This window comes from Bacteroides sp. MSB163 (genome assembly GCF_036416795.1).
Classification (GTDB): Bacteria; Bacteroidota; Bacteroidia; order Bacteroidales; family Bacteroidaceae; genus Bacteroides; species Bacteroides maternus.
This window is the reverse complement of the sequence record NZ_CP143867.1, coordinates 2,703,243-2,725,042: the sequence shown is the minus strand read 5'-3', so window position 1 is coordinate 2,725,042 and position 21,800 is coordinate 2,703,243. Positions and strand designations below refer to the sequence as shown.

Genomic DNA, 21,800 nt, shown 5'->3' with positions numbered 1-21,800 from the left:
ATACGAATTATATGGTTATATCTTTAGAATTTTACAGTCAAACCGAAATTATATACACGGGCTGTCACATACGTATCATCCGAACCTCCATTAAACGAATATTGCGGATTTAGTCCTTTGCGTGAGGTTAGTGTAAAAAGGTTTTCTACACCGGCAGTCAACGACAACCCTTCCAATCCCATGTTCTTCAGCCAACTCTTAGGTAAACTGTAAGACAGATTCAAATTCTTAAATACCAAATAAGAAGAGCTGGTTAGCCAACGATCGCTGGCGGCATTCAAGTCGGATGACTTATGAAAATCGGCACGCGGAGTTCCATTCGGATTGATGCGGTTGGCAGAAGTTTCCGTCATACCGGCGGGAACTTCTTTCCAGGAGTTTAGGATATCTTTATGGTAAGCGTTACCAGAAGCACCTGATTCGGATACTCCCATCAAGCTAGCATAACTGCCATCATACGTCTTGCCACCCAAAGAATAGGTGAATAACATATTCAAATCCCAATTCCTCCAAGAAAGTGCCGAATTGACGGATCCATAGACTGTGGGAAGTGCGCTACCTGCCCAATCACGTTTGGCGTATGAAGTGGCAGTGGCATAATCTGTACCATTGATGGTAGTCAATGCACCAGCTTCTTCGGCAGTAGCCTTCTTATCCGGATCCAGTGTATAGAGAGAAGTACCAGTCATCTAGTCCACGCCTTCAAAGTGGTAAGTGTACCATTCGTAGATGGAATGCCCTTCAGAATAGTTCTGCATACCGTGCAGAATATCTTTTCCGTCAGGCAGTTTCACAATTTTGTTCTTCAAGAAAGTAGCGTCCACACCAAGATTCCATTTCCAGTCGTTATTATTGATAATGTCAGCATTCAAAGAGATTTCCCAACCACGGTTGGAAACGGTACCGATATTCTTGTATTGTGTCAGGTTCATCGGGGCGGTATCAGCAACCCAAGGATAGGAGCCAGCCGAAAGCGGCAGACGAACCTCAAATAGTAAATCTTTAGAGCGCTTGTCGAAGTAGCCTATTTGGAAGTTCAGGCGGTTAAACAGACGCCCTTCTACAGCGATGTCTACGGTCTGGGTCGTTTCCCATTTAATATCTGGTGCAGAAAGTGACTGTTTTACCAACGCAGCTTCACCACCGTTCTTGTCGATAGTATAAAGAGCCATGTGTCCATAAAGGCTGACGCCCATATTATTACCCACTTCACCGTAGGAAGCACGCAGTTTTAATGCATCTAACCAGTCAACATCTTGCAAAAAAGACTCCTGTTTCATGTTCCAACTTGCACCTACGGAGTAGAAGTTACCCCAACGATTATCTTTGTGGAAACGTGAAGAACCGTCACGACGGAACGAACCTTCCAAGAAATAGCGATCATCATAGTTGTATTTCAGACGTGCCAGATAAGATTCCGTTTTGTCTTCATCATCACTTCCTGTGAAATAAGAGTTATTGAGAAAATTACCCATAGTAAGATTTCCATCTACTGCCATGCCGGTATTCATTCCTGCTGTATATTTACGTTCCCAACTGTAGCTTTCGTGAGCTGCCATGACCTCAACATTATGTACGTTATTGAACTGGTAGCTCCAATTTACGATTTCTTGCAAGGTCGTGGTTCTGTACTGGTAAGCATAGCTGGTCAAACGACCACCGTTGGTAGCACCGTCACCTATTTCCGGATTGTCGTACTTCTTATTATTGGAAGTACTATTGTTCAGGTCACCTTTTACAGTCAATGACACTCCATAAGGTAATGAGATTGTGGCAAAAGCTTGTCCGCCTAATACGTTACGTACGCTTTCCTGCTTGTTGAACAACATTTCATATGCTATGTGGCGGTTGCTCAGATAAGGAGAAGTAGTATCATATATTTTGTCTCCTGCAGCGTCCAATTGATATGTGCCATCAGCATTGTGTAAATAAACAGGATATACCGGTGCCATATAGCGGGCTATGTAAAATGGATTGGCATACGCATTACCGCTGGCATTACTATTATAGTTGCGTTTAGTCCAGGATCCTGTAAGATTCACACCTCCCTTAAACCATTTGTTGGGAGTATAAGTAGTATTGATACGGCCTGAGAAACGTTCATAACCGGTAGCCTTCACATATCCTTTTTCATTCAAATAGCCTACCGACGAATATACATTATATTTTTGTCCGGATGCGGCAGCCGACAAGTTATATTCTTGGCGATGTCCGTTACGTTCAATGGCATCCTGCCAGTCAAGGTCGTCATAACCAGTCAGACGAGTAGCTATCAGTTTTCCGTTATTGTCGAACAGTTTGTCGTCAGCAGCATTATAAATGTTTCGACCGATGGACTCACTGATCAGGTGGCTCGTGGCATAGGCGGCCGCCTCGTCTTCTGACATCCCGGTATTGCTCATCATGGAGTTTTTCTTGGCCATCCAGCTTGCTTCCATCCAACGGTCTGCATCCAGACGTTCATACTCGGAAATACCTCTGTTGTATATACCCTGATTTACCTGTAGTGTAATGCTTGGTTTGTTGGTATTACGTCCACTTTTGGTCGTAATGAGGACTACACCATTAGCCGCGCGATTACCATATAATGCAGCTGAGGCGGCATCTTTCAAGATGGACATGCTCTCAATATCGTTAGAGTTTAGTTCGGCCATGTTTCCATCAAAAGGAACTCCATCTACCACATACAGAGGACTTGAAGCGCCTGACACCAATGTACCGAAACCACGGATGCGAATCTCGGGAGCTTGTCCCGGTTCGCCATAGGTATTATTTACTTGTACGCCCGGTGCGGCACCTTCAAGTGCGCCAGTCACACTGGTTGTAATACGTTTCTCGATCTTTTTATTGTCAACTACCGAAATAGAACCTGTTAATGATTCTTTTTTAGCGGTACCGTAGGCAATTACCACAACTTCGTCCAAAGCTTCGGCATTGCCTCTCATTACAACCTTCAAATTAGGTTTGACTGCAACCTCCTGTGTCTGCATACCAATAAACGAAATCTGAAGCGTTTTCGCAGAACTAATGCGGTGTTTATTTTATTAATAATCAATTAATTAGTATATCTTAAAGGACTAAATATTATGTATTTCCAATTTTATAATTATTTGTATATAAGCATTTTATACATACATGAATTTATTAAATTCTACCAGTATTATCCCATATTTAGAAAATATTATATTGAAATTCAGCAATATACCGCTTTTATTAAGGTATAAATGAACTATCAAACAATTACTGTGCGTTTAATTCACTGCACGAATGTACAAAATAATAAATAATTGAAAGTTAATTCTGATCAACGGTTCACGCATAGAGGCAAATACGATTAAAAGTATATATTTTTCAGTAAAAAGCCGTCAATCGCTTTTTGATGAAAAATATTTAAAAGAATAAGAGACAAGAAAAACAGAAAAGCGAAAACTAAATAGTATAATTTGTAAAAAAAGCTACCTCAAGATAAAAATGAGGTAGCCTTATTCATATCTTTTGTATCAGATACACTCTGTTACAAACTTATTTCCCCAATAACAGTAGTAGTAGGAAACAATTATTCAGGTAATTCCAATGTTTCTGTGAAACCACTAAACAAAGTACCAGCATCTACCAAGCCACGCATCGCAAATAGCAGTACATTACCCTGGCGTTGCATACCTGTAGGACTGAAATACACCATTCCATAAGTAGCATCTTTATATCCAGTAGCTTGTTTATCCCAATTAACCAAAGACTGTCCGTCATCACTCAATGTAAAAACAAAAGGATATCCTTCTGTGATACAATCCGGTAACTTGTATATATTACCTTCTTTAGCTTTCAATATAGGCTGTTCCCATGCCTGACCGAAAAGCTCTGAAGTATATATTCCGGTTCCGTAATCCTCCCATGTTAACTTTCTCTGAGCGGTCACTGTTATCTCTCCGGATTTGGAAGGTGACAATGCATCCTTGTCATCTATGGCCAGCGTAATTTTATATTTACCAGTAGCACTTAAGTCATTTATAGACCCGAAAACTAATTCTGCGTACCCCACTGCTTCGCCTTTTGCAAAGGCTATATTGGAACTTTTCAAGGTGAATACACCTTCTTCTACTGTAGCTTCATCCATGCTAATGCCGACTGAAGCCTCTGCATCTGTATTTCCACGATATACGGGAACCCGGATGACGCCGTTGTCTTCAGCACCTACTTCCACATTCATTTGAGTAGATGCAAAAGCTGCCTCAACTCCGTTTACACCATATTTCGTACCTTCTGCATCTGTATCGCAGGAGGTAAAAGCTGCCAAACAGAGCAATATAGCAGCATATTTCTTTATTGTATATAGTTTCATATTTTCCTTCATTATATAGGTTTATAAATTATTGAACTATAGGATTCTGATCCGCAGAGGTAATATTCTCATTACCATCTATTTCAGACTGCGGCAGAGGAAGGATAAATAATGGAGAAGCGGCATTAGTGTTCTTTGTCGTTACCTTCTCTGTATGATTAGAGCCTTCATAATTACGATTATACCCCAAACCTAAACGCTGCATATCAAAGATACGTCCCACTTCACCCCAAAGTTCCACACGACGTTGGAATAAAATCTCATCCATTAATGTTTCCAAAGGAGCATTAGTGTCAGAATTATAAGTATTTGCATCTGTACGGGCAGCTAAACGTTCCTCAAACTTACTATCTCTCGCGTTTCCTAAAGTTTTTATTGTGGTACGGGCAGCACCATATTCTTTCTGATGACATTCGGCTTCAGCCTTAATTAATATCATCTCTTCTGCTCTCATAAGTAAATAATCACCTGTACGGGTTGTGTAATCTGCCATTTTAAACTTAATTTGGCAATAACTCGTATAAGATGAAGCTGTTTTTTCTTCATCAGAAGGAATGGCCCCACGGAACCACGCTGTTTTACGCTCATCTGTATCAGAAATCAGTTTATACAACCCTGTGCTTATGCATTGGCGTGCTTTAGAAGCATACATACCCGGCGCATCAGCATCCATATGCGAGAAGAAGCTTGCAAAACCACTGGACTGATCGGCTATAATTTCCATTCCCCACAAAACATCAGCTGTTTTTACACTATTATTCCCGCCCAATTCGGCTATAGTAGCAATTTTCAATGAAGGTTTCTTTAAGGCTTCAGCAGCTGCCATCGCAGCACCTGCATAGTCATGTTGAGTGAGGCAGATACGGGCTTTAATGCCATTAGCTACATAGTAATCTATATGAGATACATGCGTTTGCACTTTATTGCTGATACTTCCTAACAGATCAATAGCTTTCTCTATATCAGAATTGATTTGAGTATAAACCCCCTGAACGGTTCCACGAGGGCTTCCCTCCGAACCGGCAACCGTTGCCCCTGCATACAAAGGTACACCGGGTGCATCCTCATGTCCTTTATACGTTTGTTGGTATAATTGTATCAGATAGTAATAAGCAAACGCACGCATGGCATAGGCCTGTCCTACAACGCTGTTCTTAAGTTCCGGATCCCCTCCCATTGTGTTTTCTGAAGCAATGATATAATTTACATTACTAACGATAGTATAATAGAAGTTCCAAATAGAATAAGGACGTCCAGCTTTGTTTGAGTAGTCTCCATGAACATTCAAACGATAATCTTCATAAAACCAGCCTTGCCCCTGCTCTTTCATTAAATGATCCTCAGCCATCAGATCTCCAAGCAATTGAATAGCTGTCTGTCCGCAGTTTTCTGAGCCCCAGTTTGAACTCCACCCTGCTACATATAACATACGGTATACACCATTTATAGCAGTTTCTGCGCTACTTGCATCTGCAAATATCGTAGAACCTGATACCTTGTCAGTCGGTTCCGTATTCAATTCATCGGCACATGAGCTGAATGCAAGAAGGCCGATTAAAGAAAATATATATAATACTTTTTTCATCTTTTATATTATTTAATCAGGTTTAGAAAGTGATATCAATTCCGAATGAAATTGTTCTGACAGGTACGTAACCAAAATCCGTTCCCCCAGTGAAGTTATATTGAGGGTCCATACCTTTCAGGTGATTGAACAGCACAACATTGTCTGCCGTTGCAGTCAGGCGTGCAGAATCGAATCCGATAGATTTCATCCACTTTGAAGGCAGAGAATATCCTAAAGCAATATTTTTAATAGCAAAATAGGAAGCGTCAATCAAACTGTTATCAGTAACAATGTAACTCTTTCCGATTTCAATACGTGGGATGTCTGTGATATCTCCCGGATTTCTCCATGCGCGTTCCAGCATTTTACTCTTTGCCTGCCCTACATAATTGCCATATAATAAGGTATTATAAATACCATCCAGCACTTTACCACCAATAGAATATGTACAAAGGATACTCAAATCAAATCCTTTATATTTGAATGTATTATTAATGGAACCATATAAATCGGGAATACGGCTACCCTGAATTTCTTTACATGCAGTAGCCTTGGCCATATCGTTAGTTATATACTTCTTGCCCTTAACTCCGTTTTCATCGGTATCCCATGCCCAATACAGTTGTTCTCCAGTTGCGGGGTCAACACCAGCGGCAGTTGCAGTATAGAATGAATATAAAGTCTCACCTTCGCGAATGATATAAGATCCGGAAATGATTTCCGGTTTATCCGCCAGTTGCAAAACTTTATTCTTAATCGTAGAGCCAAGGAGCGTTAAGTTCCAGGTAAACGGAGTGTCTTTAAAGATATCAATCCCCAATGTGAGGTCAATACCTGTATTACGCATGCTACCAACGTTCTTGTTGTAGCCATCAAAACCGAGTGAAGTTGCCATTGGGAATGACATTAACATATCTGTAGTCTTACGTTGATACCATTCGATAGTAGCAGAAACACGATCAAACAATTTTGCTTCAATACCAATATTCAGATTAGCATTTTTTTCCCATTTCAATTCTTTATTTTCCAAGGATGTTACGGCTGCGCCGCTCATCGACGAGTTTGCATAACCCAAATCATAAAATGACTGCCAAGCATAAAAATTCTGTTTGGTACCATTCAATATGGCATCATTACCCTGTATACCGTAGCTGGCCTTTAATGACAGATTATTAATCCAAGTAATGTCACTCATGAAAGATTCGTGGGAGATACGCCAGTTACCACCGACCGACCAGAACTTACCCCAACGGTTATCCTTATAGAAACGAGAAGAACCATCGGTACGAAAACTGGCAGAAAGGTAATACTTATCGGCAAAGTCATAATTCAAACGTGATAACACAGACTGAACTGCATAATTGTTCTGATAAGAAGATGCTCCTGTAATCGTTGTAGCTGCATCCAGTTCATAAAGTCCACCAAATGGGAATCCTGTCTTGGTTGCTGACAAATAATCATATCTGTATTTATAAAACTCATGTCCAACCAAAGCTTCAAAATGATGATCACCGAACTTTCTATCGTATGTCAACAATTGATTGAAAGTATAGCTGAATGTACGTGCAGTAGCTTTTTGTATAGTACCTTTTACGGCTACAGAGTTGCCGTTGTATGGATTATAATAAGTTGCTCCGGCTGAATTGATTAAGTCAAAGCCATAATTAACAGAGAATTTCAATCCTTGCAGGAATGTATTTTTCAAATCACCTAGTTCCGCATATACACGTCCGCTCAGGTTATCGCTTTGGGTAGAATACATATCATCATATAAGGTAGCAATTGTGTTCCACTCTGAACTAGCACCGGCCGGTCTGTTTTTACCATAGTCAAAAACGGCATTTCCCAAATTGTCATAAACCGTAGCACCATTGGCATCTTTCTCAAAGACAGGAAAAATAGGAGCCATTAATTGTGCACTGTACCAAACATTGGATGAGCCGGATGAATTTTCAACGGCTGTATTGCTCTCATTACGAGAGTAGTTGGCGCTCATTCCGGCTTTTAACCAGTTCGTAACTTCAGAATCTATATTCAAACGTCCATTATACCGATTGAATTTTGTTGTCTTTAACAGACCTTCTTCATCAAGATAACCTAAAGAAAACATATATTTGGTTTTGTCGCTTCCACCACTGAACGAGGCAACATATTCTTGACGTAAAGGATTGCTTTTTAAAGCTTCATCCATCCAGTCCTCACTATATCTCAATTTGGCATCACTACGTACCTTTCCTGTCACAGGATCGATCAGTTCTGTAATACTATAATTAAAAGGGTTATACTGTTCATTCTGGCCCAGCATAGCAGTGGATCCGCTTTTCATAGCCTCTAATGCGGCAACACCCGCCAACTCCGGAGAAACTCCACCATTGATAATCTGATTATTCTTATATGACTGGAAGATTGTTTCTAAATAACCGGCTTCGTCCATCGTTTCATAACGTGGAATAGCGCGTGAGGAAACACCCCAATTTGCTTTCAGGTTCACTTTTACCTTACCGGAATTACCTTTTTTGGTAGTAATCATGATCACACCATTCGCACCACGAGAACCATAAAGTGCACCAGCAGAAGCGTCTTTAAGAACTGTCATCGTTTCAATGTCATTAGGATTGATTGCTGAAATGTTACCATCATAGGGAACACCATCCACTACATACAACGGTGATTGTGATGAATTGATAGAGCCATAACCACGGACTACTACAGAAGAGCCTGATCCCGGCTGCCCTGAACCTGAAGTAGTTTGCACACCGGCAACCATACCGTCCAATGCTTTCGTAACGTTTGCAACTGGTCTTTCTTTTAACTTCTCAGACTTGATAACTTCCGCAGAACCAGTAAAAGACTCTTTCTTTGTGGTACCATAGGCTATGACCATTACTTCATCCAGCATTTCAGTATCCGACTTCATAATAACCTTTACATTCGGTTTTATTGCAACGTCCTGTGCCTGCATACCAATATACGTAATCTGAAGCGTTTTCGCAGAACTAAGTAAGTCGTATTTAATTAATAATCAATAGTAAATAAATATTTGAAGAACTTATTATTGAGCAATTATGATTTGTTAAATAGCTAATTTACAAGTAGATAAAAATATATGCTCATATCTGTATCTACCACAAATATCCTTTATTTATAGATTAAACATCTATTTATCAATATATTGATTGGTAATAGTGGTTATAAGTGAATTATAAATTCAATACCATGGGTTCTAAAAATCATTAATGTGTATGGAATGATTGAAGATTATATTGAAGATAGGCAGTAAATTACATACATAAGATCAGCGTACTATATAGTCTCATTTTTTTAACATAGCACATACTATATTAAGTCTAATATGAATAAATTAATTCCCACAACAATAAAAACAAGATAAGGCAGTTTGTCGAATGGCTCAGAAAGAATTTCAGGTAGAATACTTTGTTGAATAAAAATCAGGAACGCAGTTTGATGCTCACAAGAAGTTAGGAGCTTACAAACAAGAAGTTGACTTTTTGTCAACAGACTCTTAACTCCTTGTCGACAAGAAATAGACATTTTGTAATCCTCTGATAATTAGCAATGTTACAAAAGGTAATCATCTATTTCTTTGTAAATAAAATAATAGTACTCAATTATCCTTCAAACAGCATTAAAGTATTTGTAAATAACAGATTGGTCGTCGTATAGTAATATAACTATTGAATGGACATTCTTAGTCCAATTCATATCCTAACCCTATCCGAACCGTAGTTGCTCCGTATCTTCTCCAGTCAGAAGTACTTCTACACGGAGGAAGTACGGACTTGGTACGGAGCAAGTACATCTTGGATATGGAATAGATATATTATGGAAGCATTGCATGTCATGCTTCTTTGGTTTTTATATATTACTATTTAATCATGAAAGAGAAGTTATCCAAGAGATTGAAAAAGAAGAAAAATAGAACAGAATATCAAAGAGAGCTGAGACATAAAACCTCTCCAAAAAGGTGTAACTCATTTATCCAATATACCTAAAGTTTCATGGCAAACGATTACACCTTAATTTAGCAGGACTTATTTCCCTTTTTTACGGTGAGCCAATGAGTGGTTTTTTTCCAAATCACTTATTATCGTCATATCCATAACATTAGTGTATATTTGCGTGGTTTTCACACTCTTATGTCCTAAAAGCTTCTGCACGGTTGTAATATTAACACCATTATAAATCAATAACGTTGCATTGGTATGTCGCGCTGTATGGAATGACACTTTTTTAGATAACCCGGCTAATCGGGCAATGATTATCAACTCTTTATTCACATTCGAATTATCTCTCAAATGGAAGAAATCTTGTAGATCTGCCTGATATTTATTCAAAATCCGGATCCCCTTCCCGTTAAACAGTAAGTATAATGGAAGCCGAACTTCCGTACCGGTTTTGATAGACTTATAGATTAACCAAGTCTCTTGATGCATCTCTATAATGTTTTCTGACTTCATATTAACAAAATCGGAATATCTCATACCTGCATAGCAACAGAACAAAAACGCATCCAATGTTTTCTGGTATTTCATATATCTTCCGGTCAATTGCAAGGTTTCCATTTTTTCTAGTTCTTCCGGAGACAAATGCGTATGCCCATTTTCTACAGTCTTTATCTTGTATTTTCTGAAGGCATATTTTTGTATATCCATATACTCCTTATTGATGGCTACGTTGATATGCCGCTTTAAATGCTTCATATGTTTAGCTATAGTATTAGTATGATATCCCTTCGATTGCAGAAAGTATTCAAATGAAGATACAAACTCAAAAGTTAAATCAGAGAATGTCACATTCTTTTTAAAATCTTGCAATAGCGCAAGCGTAGAGAGATGATTGCGTTTGGTACTTTCTTTTAGGTTCGAAGTCATGACCTCGTGCTTAAAGAAAGGTATAAACGAGGATTTATCTTCCTGTTCTTGTTGTTCAGAAAGCACCTCCTTCAATATCTCTAAAGTGATAGGTTTACCCTGTTGCCAGAGCTCAAGTTCGCGCTTTTCTATCATTGCCATGAACTCATAAATCAATCGATTTAAGGCATCTGCATTAGGATGGTTCTTTACCAGCAGTTTTTTCGCATCCCATTGGTCTGGTCTCAGATAGACTTTAGTCGAGAAATACTTTTTCTTCCTGTTCAAGTAAGCCTCAACCTGTACTAAAGCTACGCCTCGTTTATTAAGGTTCTTTTTCCGGTTGTACACTAAACTGTAAATAATCTTGTTCATCTTTAGTTGTTTTAGTTAATACTATGAACAAATAAGACGAAATAATGTGCTATACAAGAAATAAAGAAGACTTAATATCTGTAAAAGTACGCTTTACAAAGTGTTTTTTGTTTTGTATTTCCTTTATAAAAAAGGTAAATCTACGTAAAATGACTTTCAAATTAATTCTTCCAATGCATGTTTTTAACACTTTTAGTTTAAAAGGTGAGGTGTTTATTAAGGAATGATAGTCTGAGAGGCGCTTCAGAGTGATAGCAATCAGAATGTCATTTAGGTTTTTTAAGTGCAAAAAAGCTGCTGTTAAGCATAAAAACGAGCGTTTGGTTAACAAATTGATAGATTTACAAGGTTTTTTCAACAAAATAATTGTTCGTTTCAGTTTTATTAATATATTTGCATTTTGTTAGAGTAAAGAAACAATTAATGTAAAGTTAAACTTTAAGAGAGAATTTATGAAAAGAAAATTAATGCTGTTATTGGCCTGTCTTTTTGTTGGAATAGGCCTAGTAACTGCCCAAACTCAGACAATCACGGGTGTTGTGATTTCTGAAGAAGATGGGCAGCCAGTTATTGGAGCCTCTGTATTGGTAAAAGGTACTCAACTTGGTACTATTACCGGTGTAGATGGTGATTTTACTTTATCGAACGTACCAAGTTCTGCGAAGACTTTGCAGGTTTCGTACATTGGTATGCAGACACAAGAAGTAGCTATCAAACCTACTATGAAGGTCTTTATGAAGGTGGATTCAGAGATGCTTGACGAAGTTATAGTGGTAGCTTACGGTACTGCGAAGAAGTCTGCATTTACCGGTTCTGCGAGTGTTGTAAAGGCAGATAAACTAGAAAAGCGCCAAGTATCCAACATTACCAACGCATTGTCGGGTAGTGTAGCCGGTGTACAAACTACAAGCAGCAACGGTCAACCAGGAACTTCAGCCACAGTACGTATTCGTGGTATTGGTTCTATGGCATCCAGCAGCAATCCGTTATACGTAGTAGATGGAATTCCTTTTGATGGTGATATTTCTTCTATCAATTCACAGGATATTGAAACAATGACCGTACTGAAAGATGCTGCCGCAGCTGCTTTGTATGGTGCGCGTGGTGCTAACGGCGTTATTTTGGTAACCACTAAAAAAGGTAAGGATGGTAATGCACGTGTATCTGTAGATGCACGTTGGGGTAGCAATTCTCGTCAAGTAGGTAAATACGATGTGATGGAAAGCCCTGCTACGTACATGGAAACTCTCTATAAGGCTCATTACAATGCCGCTTATTACAAATTGGGACGTACTCCGGAAGCTGCACATACTTACGCTAATGCACAGTTGTTCCCGGCCATCGGTTACCAAATATATACGTTGCCTCAAGGTGAAGGTCTGATCGGTATGGATGGTAAAATCAACCCAAATGCGAAACTGGGCTATAGTGACGGACAATATTACTATACTCCGGATGATTGGACAGATGGAACAATCTCCAGCCAAATGCGTCAAGAGTATAACTTGAGTGTATCAGGTGGTACAGATCGTTTGAACTACTATTTCTCTGCCGGTTACCTGGAAGATAACGGTGTTATCGAAAATTCAGGTTTCAATCGTATTTCTACGCGTTTAAATGTAGACTATCAAGCAAAAAAGTGGTTGAAATTCGGCACCAGTTTAGGATATACTAATGCCAAGAGCAAGTATCCGGGTGACCAAACAGCTACAGCTTCTTCAGGAAACGCTTTCTTGTTGGCAAATAATATTGCTCCGGTTTATCCGATGTATGTACGCAACGCTGATGGTTCACTAGCTTACGACAAGAATTCAGGTAACAAGATTTATGATTACGGTGATGGTAGCAGTACAAACAGCACGCGTAACTTTATGTCTATGTCAAACCCCAAAGGTGACTTGCTTTATAATAAGGAAGAATACCTGATGGATATCCTTAACGGTAAATGGTTCATCGAGTTGTCCCCAATTGAAGGACTGAAACTAACAGGCTCATTGGGCGCTTATATTGATAATACACGCTATAATGTTTTGGGTAACAAGTATTATGGACAGTCAGCAAGTTACGGTGGTACTGCACAACAAGAACACATGCGTACATCTGCCTTCAACCAGCAATATCTGGCTACCTATAAGAAAAGCTTCGGAATGAACAATTTCGATATTCTGTTAGGTTATGAAAGCTATGACTACCGCTATGAATATAGTTATGCAACCGGGCAGAATCTTTATAAGGATTATGACTTCACGGTAAACAACACTATCGATAACAAACGTGGTGGTGGTGCTCGTGACGAATATTCTACCAGAGGCATTATCAGTCGAATCAATTACGACTTTGATGAAAAATACTTTGCCAGTGCTTCTTACCGTCGCGACGCTTCTTCTCGTTTCCATCCCGACAAGCGTTGGGGTAACTTCTGGTCTGCCAGTGTTGCATGGGTTATCAGCAAAGAAGCATTTTTGGAAAATACAGAATGGATTGATATGTTGAAGCTAAAGGCTTCATTTGGTCAACAAGGTAACGATGCATTGCTGAGAAACGGTTATGCAAACTACTATCCGTATCTGGATCAATACTCCATGACTGGTGCTAATGGTATATTCTCGGATGGTACACTTTATTATAAAGGTAATCCAGACATCACTTGGGAAAAGAGTAACTCCTTCAATATAGGTACTGACTTCACACTGCTCAACCATAAATTAGAAGGTACAATAGAATATTTCAACCGTAAGACTAGCGACATGCTTTATAATAAGCCGGTAGCAAACTCCAACGGTTACAGTTCTATTCCAATGAACATTGGTTCGATGACTAACTCGGGTGTGGAAATTGAATTGAATTATACTCCGATTGATATTAATAATTTAAAGTGGAACATTTTTGGTAATGCTACTTTCCTGAAAAATAAAGTAAATAAGCTGCATCCTGACTTGAATGGCGAATTAATCAGCGGTTCACGTATCTATCGCGAGGGTGAATCTATGTATCAACTTTATCTTGTGAAATATGCAGGTGTTGACCCCACTACCGGACAATCTTTGTTCTGGGCAAAAGATGATGAAGGAAACGCCTATACAACAGCCGATTACGCTGTCGCTTCTAATTGCAAAGAAGCTACCGGTGATTTGCTTCCAACCGTCTATGGCGGTTTCGGTACCAGCTTGGATTTCTACGGTTTTGACTTCTCTATCCAGTTCTCTTATCAACTGGGTGGTAAACTGTGGGATTATACTTATCAAGACTTGATGCATGGTGGTAGCAACAATAATGCCGGTTACAACTGGCATAAGGACATTGCCAAAGCCTGGACGGCAGAGAACCCGAATACAGATGTTCCCCGCTTGTGTGCAACCGAGAACTATGATGCAGGTTCAAGCTCGGACCGCTGGATTGTTTCTTCAAACTACTTATCTATAAACAATATTACTTTAGGTTATACATTGCCGAAAAGAATCATACGCAATTTGGGAATAGAATCACTTAGAGTTTATGGTGCTGCCGACAATGTTGCATTGTTCGCTGCACGTAAGGGATTAGACCCACGTCAAGGTTATGTATCATCTACCACCTCTACGTATGGTGCATTACGCAGTATTTCGGCAGGAGTGAAATTAACGTTCTAAACTATACTAACTATAAAGCAGAATAACAATGAAAGATATAAAATTTAAAATATTCGCATCGGCACTTGCAAGTGTATTGCTTGTGGGGTGTAATGATTTAGATACCGAACCCCTGGGAGCTGTTATTACAAGCGACCAGAAAGAAGAAGTTGTTAAAAACGACCCAGAAATGGTATCCGCAAGCGTAACGGGTATCACCGCCATGTTCAGTGTATATGGCAATGCCATCCCTACTTCTTTTGGACACGATGACTTCGGTTATGGTTCAATTATGCTGAATTTGGATAGCCGCGGCACAGATATGGTTGGTTTAGACATAAACTATAACTGGTTTACCCGTTCCATGACTTTTGAAGATCTTTTCTTTAACTATCGTCCGACAAACATATTATGGCGTACGATGTACAACCAGATCTATACCGCCAATGGAGTAGTGAGTACCATCGACCCGGCTACAGAAGATAACTCTCTGAAGTACTACTTGGCACAGGCTTTGTCCATACGCGCATTCGACTATTTTATATTGGCCCAAATGTATCAGCATACTTATAAAGGAAATGAAAGCAAACCTTGCGTTCCTCTGATTACAAACGAGAATGCCAATGAGGCTGCAGCTAATGGTTGTGCCCGGTCTACTGTGCAGGAAGTCTATGATCAGATTATGAGTGACCTGAACAAAGCTGTATCTTTATTAGAGGATACTGACAAAACCCGTGGTACCGATAAGCGCTACATCAGTAAGGAAGTGGCTTATGGTTTGCGTGCACGTGTCAATCTGACCATGCAAAATTGGACAGCAGCAGCTGAAGACGCTCAAAAAGCCATCGATGGCAGTGGCACTCCTTATAGTCGCGAAGAAGCAAGTGCTCCGGGTTTTACGGAAAGCAGTGACCACTCTTGGATGTGGGCCATTGTAATCGCTGAAACAGACCGTGTAGTAACTTCCGGTATTGTGAATTTCCCTTCACATATGGGATCACTGAATTATGGATACGCTTCAGTAGGATCATGGCGTATGATCAACAAAAAATTGTATAACGAGATTCCCGATACAGACGTTCGTAAAGGATGGTGGCTCGATGCCAATAAGCATTCTGACAACTTGAATGAAGCACAAGTAGCCCAAGCTACGAAATATGGTTGCCCCGCTTATACTCAAATGAAATACGGTCCTTATAAGGGAGTAATGGCTCAAAGCACTAACGCAAGCGACATTCCTTTGATGCGTGTGGAAGAAATGCACTTGATTTTGGCAGAAGCACAAGCTATGGGTGGAAATCCTTCAACCGGCGCAGCTACTTTACAAAAATTTGTAAATGATTATCGTGACCCTGCCTATGTTTGTACCGCTTCCAGTGCAACAGCCGTACAGGATGCAGTATGGCAGCAACGTCGTATTGAACTTTGGGGTGAGGGCCTTTCTTATTTTGACATTCTGCGACTGAATAAAGGTATCGATCGTCGTGGAGCCGGATTCCCTGCCGCTTATGTATTTAACGTGCCGGCCGGTGATAACACCTTGATCTACCGTATCCCTGAAAGTGAAGAACAAGGTAACTCATTGATCTCGGCATCAGACAATAATCCGGTAACGTCAATTCCGTCTCCGGTTACAGACAACTAATGAACATAGGTAACAAACTGTAAAAATAGCATTATATGAATTTCAATAAATCAATTCTATCCATAGCGCTGTCGGTAGCGGCTGTCATGTTTGTCGGCTGTAGCACCGATGGTTATTGGGACAAAGCCCCGATAGACAGCGAAGTGAAATATACGTTCGACCAGAGCGAACAAACCTATACCGTAGCAGGTACTGAAACGTTGACCGAAATCAAGGTTTCTCTGACACGCAGTACCAATGTAGGTGCATCGACCATTGCCGTAGATGCAAAATTTAACGATCCTGCATTGAGCGGACCAGCTGAGGTAACATTTGCAGATGGTAGTAATACTGCCATTTATACGATTGCAGTAGGCGACATTCAAGTAGGTGTTTCTTATAAAGCGACTCTTTCCATAGCAAAGGATAACACCTCTGTATCAGGTAATTCTACCACAACAATTAATTTAAGCAAGTTGTACAATTGGGTAGCAGCCGGTAGCGCTCAGTTCTATACTTCATGGTCAGGAACCATCGATGATAATGGTTTGGTAGGTGATGGTGTAAAAGTGGATATAGAAAAGGCAGAAGGTGGTAATGGTTTGTACCGACTGGTAAGTCCCTACTATTATTCTGAAACAGCAGCCGGTGCAACAGGAGTGACTTTGGAAAAGGGACACCATATCCAGTTCATCGTCAATGCCGCTAATGGTACACCTGTCGGATTCCCATCTACGGTTCAGAAAATGGGTGAAGCGAGTGCAGACGACGGCAACTATTACTTTGCCTACACACCGGGTAAGAACAACTGTGCATTCGAAAACGATGGCAACCTCTATATAATCGAAGCCTTGGTAGGTTATGATGAAGGTGGAAGCAGTGTCAGTCTGGGTTGGTATCAGACCGTAGCATTTATCTGGAACGTAAATTATCCATGGTGATAATCATACGATAACTGGACACATCTTAAATAATAAAAACTGCCTCCGAATGTCCAACCAGACATTTGGGGGCAGTTTTATATCAGACCTTCTTTCAAAATATCCACCAATATCGGTTTCGCCCCACTCACAAAACACTCCACAGCAATTACCATCAGAATAAGTCCCATCAGGCGCATCATCACATTATTTCCCGTTTCCCCTAACACTTTTACCAGCCGCGTAGAGGCACGCAGAATGAAAAACGTAATCAGGTAGATAAAGGCGATCATTCCTATTAATACACCCTTCATTTGGATAGTATGGGCATCCTGCATCAACACAATGGCATTTGCTATGGCACCGGGACCACAAAGCATCGGAATTCCTAAAGGGGTAACGGAGATGTCATCAGCATAAGTTTTAATCTCTTCATCTTTTAATTTCATTTGTGTGTAACGTGCTTGCAACATATCAAAACCGATTTTAAAGATTATAACACCACCGGCTATACGAAATCCGTTTGTAGAGATCCCAAAGAACTTGAACAGGAACTGACCTGCAAAGGTAAAAACCATAATCGTGATGAAAGCTACTAATGTAGCACGAGACACTACAGACTGTCGCTCCTTATCCGTCATTCCATGGGTCATGGTCAGAAAGACAGGCATAGTCCCGAGAGGATTTGTCAATGTAAAGAAAGAAGTGAAACAAAGCAAAGCGAAAGGTAAAATAGTATCCATAGCTGCAAATTATGTGTTTACGCTGACAAAATTACAACTAATCCCTCAATGTCACAACAATTGAAGCAACTCTTTCAAATCTGTAATCTGATAAGTAGGCTTAAATGGAAACTCGGTACGTCCCGTTACATTATAGAATACCTGATGCATGCCTACTCCCTGAGCACCCGTTATATCATTTTCCCAGCTGTCACCCACCATCAACGACTCACGCAGTTCAGACTGGGTAGCCGACATGGCAAAATGGAAAATCTCGGGCCATGGCTTCAGGACACCAATATCATCTGATAGAACTACTTTCTTGAAGTAATGGTCAATTCCAGCAGAACGCATTTTGTGGCATTGCAGTTCCTGAAATCCATTGGAGAGGATATAAAGATTATATTTAGGTGCCAAATATTCCAGCACTTCCTGCGCATGGGGCATCAATCTGCTTTTTGTAGGAATAACCGCAAAGAAGTCATCAGAAAAAGCTTTCGCTAAAGCCGCATCCCCCTCTCCTACTGCCTCCAGCGGATAAAGAAAACGTTGACGATTCAATTCTTCCTTTGTCACTTTTCCATCTGCATATTCTGCCCACAATTCGATATTACGCTTCTCATAGAGTTCATAGAAATGTTCAAAAGACCGAAAATAGCGATCATATCCATATTTGCGATACATTTCCTCAAATGTATCACGGGCATTAAAAGAAAAGGCCCAGAGAGTATCGTCCAGGTCAAAAAGGATATTCTTGTACTGCATATAAAAAGAAAATGGCAGGGATAACCCTTCCCTGCCATTCTTATAATTTAATTAAGTTATTTTACTTGAATAACCAGGTATCTGGATACGCTCCAGAAATCTTTCGGATTCGTAATCTTCAGAACGAGCTGATCTTTATCATCTTTCTCCAAAGCATAAGAACCTGCCGGATGAGTGGTCAAGACATCTGCACTCTTAGAATACAACTTAATTTCTTTCGTTGTACGAATATCAACCTGAGTAAAGTAATCCTTATTGATATCACTATCCTTAAGCACTTGCTTTTTCTGGAAGAGACCGGTATTTGTCAGAATATTCTGATCCTTCAGTTCTTTCTTTGTTCCGAAAACAAACCAAGCGGTATTCAGTGCCTTATCTTGCTCAGCTACGGTTTTAGCTTTTGCTTCATTTTCGGCAGTAAGAATTTCTTTGTCAGTTGACAAGCCAGTCACAGCTGCATCCAGTTCCTGAATACGAATATTCTTGGAGGCAAGTTCAGCCTGCAATTCCTCGATACGCTGGGTTTTGGCTACTAATTCCTGGGTCAGAGATTCTACAGCTTTCTTCAACTGGGTAGAGTTATTCTTGCTACTTTTCAGCATAGCTTCCAGTTTAGCGATCTGCTCTTTGTTTTCCTGCATTTGTTTCTGGATAAATTCAATATCAGTGGCAATCTGCTGCTTAGCTGATAAAGAACCTTCTGAAACCGCACCACGCTGCAAGTCTACGCGGCTTTCGGCGGCATTGATTTGGCGGAAGCCTTCAGAGATATCATTGAAAGTACCCATCATTTCATCCAGTTCAGCATTACGCTGGGTAAGTTCCATCAAAAGAGAATCATTTTCAGCTTTCAGTTGGTCTTTACTTCCACCTGACAAGCCGTCGCACGATGCCATAACGGCCGCACATACAATTAAAACTGCTAACTTTTTCATACGCTTTTGTTTTACGTTGGTTAATGAAGTTATTTAATCGTCTATTCCTGCTACTACTATTACTATTTCTCCACGCGGATCATTGGCTGTGAAATGCTCAATCAATTCAGTCAGACTGCCACGCACCGTTTCTTCGTGCATCTTCGAGATCTCCCGGGATACAGATGCCTGACGTTCCGCACCGAAATGCTCTGCAAACTGAGTCAACGCTTTCACCAGACGGTGGGGAGACTCATAAAACACCATGGTACGGCGTTCCTCTGCCAATATCTTCAGACGTGTCATGCGTCCTTTTTTCTGCGGAAGAAAACCTTCGAAACAGAATTTTTCATTCGGCAAGCCCGAAGCAACCAAAGCCGGCACAAGAGCTGTAGCCCCCGGCAAACATTGTACTTCAATACCGTTGCGAACACACTCACGCACTACCAGAAAGCCCGGATCGGAGATTCCCGGTGTTCCTGCGTCCGATATTAACGCAACAGTTTCACCTGCCTTTATTCTATTAACAACACTTTCCACCATTTTATGTTCATTAAACTTATGATGGGATTGCATTGCGTTCTTTATTTCAAAATGCTTCAGTAAGATTCCGGAAGTGCGCGTATCTTCGGCAAGAATCAAATCCGCCTCTTTCAAAATACGAATAGCCCGGAATGTCATATCTTCCAAATTTCCTACCGGAGTAGGCACTACATAAAGTTTTCCCATATCCGTAACTGCTTTAACTAAAGTATTTCTTAAGAAGTTCTATAAAATCAACCACCGTTTCATTCTCTTCATCAGGATTAACGGTAGAAGAAAAGAGTTCCAATGCCTTTTCCAATGAAGGAGCAGCACCCAACTGGCGTATCACTTCATTCATACGGGCAGTATCACCACCAAAAATCTCGCGGGCAAAGCGAAATGAGTCATTCAGGCTGATAGCATGCCGCAGATCAGTAGCCGACTTTATCCGTTCCGCTAAAATAGGCGATGCAGAAGATAGTATCGCGGACGGTTCAGACTCGGATTTAGGCTTAGACTCAGACTTGGGAGATACGATCTCTACCGGCTTGGTGATTTCAACAACGAGCGGTTCTACAGGAGTCGGCTTAACCGGTTCAGGAGCAGCGGCCGGTTCGGGAATAACCACTGGAGCGACAGGAGCTTCAGGAATGACAACTACCTCTACGGGAGTTTCGTCCAGCTGTTTCTGCAAAGCATCCAGTCGCGCACGCATCTGCTGTATATTCCGTTTAGCTACCACCTTCAATGTAGGGTTGGCGTCTGTTGCAAGAACTTTCATTAAATATTTCAGTTCCTGAATATCCAGTTCTATGTCGTCCAATAATGTCTGCATTTCCTTTCGCATCACAAATGTTAATGCCGCAAATGTAGAAATAAATAATGAAAAAATATCGGAAAGCCATTAAAAGTGTTATTTTTGCGGCTAAAATAAACATTTTAGAACAATGGTATTATTCTCGGAAGACCATATACAGGAAACCAATCGTAGAGGAAGAATCGAAGTTATATGCGGCTCAATGTTCTCCGGTAAGACAGAAGAACTGATCCGCCGTCTGAAACGCGCTAAATTCGCCAAACAGCGTGTAGAAATATTCAAGCCTGCTATTGATACACGCTATTCGGAAGAAGAGGTCGTATCTCACGATAGCCATTCCATCGCTTCTACACCGATTGATTCATCGGCAAGTATCCTACTGTTCACTTCAGAAATCGATGTAGTAGGTATCGACGAAGCGCAATTCTTTGATAATGGCCTGATTGATGTGTGTAATGAACTTGCCAATAATGGCATACGTGTTATTGTAGCAGGTCTGGATATGGACTTCCGCGGTCTTCCCTTCGGTCCTATGCCCGGACTTTGTGCCATTGCCGATGAAGTATCCAAGGTCCACGCTATTTGTGTGAAGTGCGGACAGTTAGCCTCCTTCTCACACCGCACCGTCAAGAACGACAAACAAGTCCTTCTGGGAGAGACGGCCGAATACGAACCCCTCTGCCGGGAATGTTATCTGCGGGCAATAAAGGGAGACCGGACTGCCGCCGGTGGATAAACTATAAATAAAAAGCA

13 protein-coding genes and 1 pseudogene are annotated in these 21,800 nt (G+C 40.6%); 4 read left to right on the top strand and 10 right to left on the bottom strand.

Features of this window, described 5'->3' with window-relative positions; genetic code table 11:
- Window positions 1–23 precede the first annotated feature (23 nt).
- From VYM24_RS09890 to VYM24_RS09870, 5 genes and pseudogenes are all read right to left on the bottom strand, one after another.
- Window positions 24–3,026: pseudogene (locus tag VYM24_RS09890) on the bottom strand (SusC/RagA family TonB-linked outer membrane protein); the annotation flags it as partial.
- Between the two features lie 530 nt (window positions 3,027–3,556).
- Entirely contained in the window at window positions 3,557–4,339 is a 783-nt protein-coding gene (locus tag VYM24_RS09885; RefSeq protein ID WP_291554989.1) for a hypothetical protein, read from the bottom strand.
- A 28-nt stretch (window positions 4,340–4,367) separates the two neighbouring features.
- Window positions 4,368–5,924 carry a RagB/SusD family nutrient uptake outer membrane protein gene (locus VYM24_RS09880; RefSeq protein WP_291554992.1) on the bottom strand — a complete coding sequence of 519 codons (1,557 nt, stop codon included), beginning with the start codon at window positions 5,922–5,924 and terminating at the stop codon, window positions 4,368–4,370.
- Between the two features lie 22 nt (window positions 5,925–5,946).
- Complete coding sequence (locus VYM24_RS09875) at window positions 5,947–8,922, bottom strand: SusC/RagA family TonB-linked outer membrane protein (protein WP_299096848.1); 2,976 nt, start codon at window positions 8,920–8,922, stop codon at window positions 5,947–5,949.
- 1,036 nt (window positions 8,923–9,958) lie between these two features.
- A complete protein-coding gene (locus tag VYM24_RS09870) occupies window positions 9,959–11,152 on the bottom strand; it encodes a site-specific integrase (protein ID WP_291554997.1) in 1,194 nt (397 codons plus the stop codon).
- A 452-nt stretch (window positions 11,153–11,604) separates the two neighbouring features.
- On the opposite strand from VYM24_RS09870, the gene VYM24_RS09865 reads away from it, so the two are divergent.
- The 3 genes from VYM24_RS09865 to VYM24_RS09855 are packed head-to-tail and all read left to right on the top strand — an operon-like array spanning window position 11,605 to window position 17,325.
- Entirely contained in the window at window positions 11,605–14,781 is a 3,177-nt protein-coding gene (locus VYM24_RS09865; RefSeq protein WP_330942046.1) for a SusC/RagA family TonB-linked outer membrane protein, read from the top strand.
- Window positions 14,782–14,809: 28 nt separating this feature from the next.
- Complete coding sequence (locus tag VYM24_RS09860) at window positions 14,810–16,405, top strand: RagB/SusD family nutrient uptake outer membrane protein (protein ID WP_330942045.1); 1,596 nt, start codon at window positions 14,810–14,812, stop codon at window positions 16,403–16,405.
- A gap of 35 nt (window positions 16,406–16,440) precedes the next feature.
- Window positions 16,441–17,325: a hypothetical protein gene (locus VYM24_RS09855; RefSeq protein WP_291555001.1), complete on the top strand. Its 885-nt coding sequence runs from the start codon at window positions 16,441–16,443 to the stop codon at window positions 17,323–17,325.
- Window positions 17,326–17,402: 77 nt separating this feature from the next.
- Here VYM24_RS09855 and VYM24_RS09850 read toward each other — a convergent pair whose 3' ends face one another.
- The 5 genes from VYM24_RS09850 to VYM24_RS09830 are packed head-to-tail and all read right to left on the bottom strand — an operon-like array spanning window position 17,403 to window position 21,077.
- Entirely contained in the window at window positions 17,403–18,047 is a 645-nt protein-coding gene (locus VYM24_RS09850; RefSeq protein WP_007212579.1) for a MarC family protein, read from the bottom strand.
- 51 nt (window positions 18,048–18,098) lie between these two features.
- Complete coding sequence (locus VYM24_RS09845; protein ID WP_330942044.1) at window positions 18,099–18,791, bottom strand: YjjG family noncanonical pyrimidine nucleotidase; 693 nt, start codon at window positions 18,789–18,791, stop codon at window positions 18,099–18,101.
- Window positions 18,792–18,847: 56 nt separating this feature from the next.
- Window positions 18,848–19,726: a Cbp1 family collagen-binding glycoprotein adhesin gene (locus VYM24_RS09840; protein ID WP_291555006.1), complete on the bottom strand. Its 879-nt coding sequence runs from the start codon at window positions 19,724–19,726 to the stop codon at window positions 18,848–18,850.
- A 33-nt stretch (window positions 19,727–19,759) separates the two neighbouring features.
- The gene (gene rsmI / locus VYM24_RS09835; RefSeq protein WP_007219747.1) at window positions 19,760–20,434 is read right to left on the bottom strand and encodes a 16S rRNA (cytidine(1402)-2'-O)-methyltransferase; all 675 of its coding nucleotides are present in this window, start codon (window positions 20,432–20,434) and stop codon (window positions 19,760–19,762) included.
- A gap of 13 nt (window positions 20,435–20,447) precedes the next feature.
- The gene (locus tag VYM24_RS09830) at window positions 20,448–21,077 is read right to left on the bottom strand and encodes a hypothetical protein (protein WP_330942230.1); all 630 of its coding nucleotides are present in this window, start codon (window positions 21,075–21,077) and stop codon (window positions 20,448–20,450) included.
- Window positions 21,078–21,177: 100 nt separating this feature from the next.
- Here VYM24_RS09830 and VYM24_RS09825 point away from each other — a divergent pair, with 100 nt between their 5' ends.
- Window positions 21,178–21,783, top strand: coding sequence for a thymidine kinase (locus tag VYM24_RS09825; protein WP_007219749.1), 606 nt, complete (start codon window positions 21,178–21,180; stop codon window positions 21,781–21,783).
- The last annotated feature ends 17 nt before the right edge of the window (window positions 21,784–21,800 follow it).